This window comes from Streptomyces sp. C (genome assembly GCF_000158895.1).
GTDB classification, from domain to species: Bacteria; Actinomycetota; Actinomycetes; order Streptomycetales; family Streptomycetaceae; genus Streptomyces; species Streptomyces racemochromogenes.
The window spans coordinates 2,059,936-2,061,664 of sequence record NZ_GG657750.1; the positions used below are offsets into that span (position 1 = coordinate 2,059,936).

The 1,729-nt window shown below is 73.3% G+C and carries 1 protein-coding gene and 1 pseudogene; both read right to left on the bottom strand.

Annotation, left to right across the window (positions count from 1 at the left end):
- On the bottom strand, window positions 1–734 hold a 734-nt coding region (locus tag SSNG_RS09085), incomplete at its 3' end, for a SidA/IucD/PvdA family monooxygenase (RefSeq protein ID WP_007263522.1).
- Window positions 731–1,729 (bottom strand): annotated as a pseudogene (locus tag SSNG_RS09090) (aminotransferase class V-fold PLP-dependent enzyme); the annotation flags it as partial. The gene SSNG_RS09085 and the pseudogene SSNG_RS09090, both read right to left, overlap by 4 nt.

The following is a 1,729-nucleotide window of genomic DNA, read 5'->3' on the forward strand; positions in this document are numbered from 1 at the left end:
GCGAAGGAGGGGGTGCGGGCGAGCCAGGTGAGGCGTTCGCGGCCGGCGGGGCGGTTGCGGAGCAGGTCGAGGAAGACCTCGGCGCCTGACTGGCCGGAGCCGATGACGGTGACGTGTTCGGCGCCGAGGATGCGGGCGCGGTTGTCGAGGTAGTCGGCGGAGTGGATGACGGGGACGGTGGGGGCGTCGGCGAGGGGGCGCAGGGGTTCGGGGACGAAGGGGGCGGTGCCGATGCCGAGGACGAGGTTGCGGGTGTAGGTGCGGCCGAGGGCTTCGGCTTCTCCGTCGGCGTCGAGCTGGGTGTAGTCGACTTCGAAGAGCTCGCGTTCGGGGTTCCAGCGGACGGCGTCGACCTGGTGGCCGAAGTGGAGGCCGGGGAGGCGTCCGGCGACCCAGCGGCAGTAGGCGTCGTATTCGGCGCGCTGGATGTGGAACTGCTCGGCGAAGTAGAAGGGGTAGAGCCTTTCCTTGTGCTTGAGGTAGCTGAGGAAGGTCCAGGGGCTGGCGGGGTCGGCGAGGGTGACGAGGTCGGCGAGGAAGGGGACCTGGAGGGTGGCGCCGTCGAGGAGGAGGCCGGGGTGCCAGCGGAAGTCGCGGCGCTGGTCGTAGAAGGCGGTGGCGAGGTGGTCGGCGCCTTGTTGGGGGAGGCCGTGGGCGAGGGCGGCGAGGGAGAGGTTGAAGGGGCCGATGCCGATTCCGACGAGGTCGTGGGGTGCATCGTGCTGGGCGGTCATCGGTGGCTGCTGCCTTCCAGGAGGGCGACGAGGGTGTCCAGGTCCCGCGTGGTGGTGTGGGGGTTGAGCAGGGTCGCCTTGAGCCAGAGCCGGCCGTCGGCGGTGGCGCGGCCGAGGACGGCGGTGCCGTCGTGGAGGAGGGTGCGGCGCAGGGCGGCGAGGCGGTCGTCGTCGGTGGGGGTGGGCCGGAAGAGGACCGTGGTGATGGTGGGGTGCGCGTGGAGTTCGAAGCCGGGGTGTGCGTCGAGGATGTCGGCGAGCCGGTGGGCTGTGGCGCAGGTGTGGTCGATGAGCCGGGCGAGGCCGTCGCGGCCGAGGGAGCGGAGGGTGGCGGCGATCTTGAAGGCGTCGGGGCGGCGGGTGGTGCGCACGGAGCGGCCGAGGAGGTCGGGCAGGCCGGCTTCGGTGTCGTCGGCGGCGTTGAGGTAGTCGGCCTGGTGGGCGAGGGGTGCCAGGAGGGTGGTGTCGGGGACGGCGAGGAGGCCGGCGGCGACGGGTTGCCAGCCGAGTTTGTGCAGGTCGAGGGTGAGTGACCGGGCGCGGTGGAGGCCGTTCAGTTTGCCGCGGTGGCGGGGGCTGAAGGCGAGGGCCCCGCCGTATGCGGCGTCGACGTGGAGTTCGGCGCGGTGGCGTTCGCAGACGTCGGCGAGGGCGTCGAGGGGGTCGATGAGGCCGGCGTCGGTGGTGCCGGCGGTGGCGGTGACGAGGACGGGGCCGGGGGCGTTTTGCGAGGGCGGCGTCAAGGGTGGCGGGGTTTTGGGTGCCGGTGGGGGTGGGGAGGGCGGTGGCCGGGGGCAGCCCGAGGAGCCAGGCGGCGCGGGGGACCGAGTGGTGGGCGTTCGCGCTGTGCAGGACGGTGAGGCGGGGGCCGTGGCGTTCGCGGGCCAGGAGCAGGGCCAGCTGGTTTGGCTTCGGTGCCGCCGGTGGTGAGGAGGGCGTCGGCGCGCGGGGTGCCGTAAAACTTCGGCGGCGAGGGTGCGGGTGAGGAGGGCCTC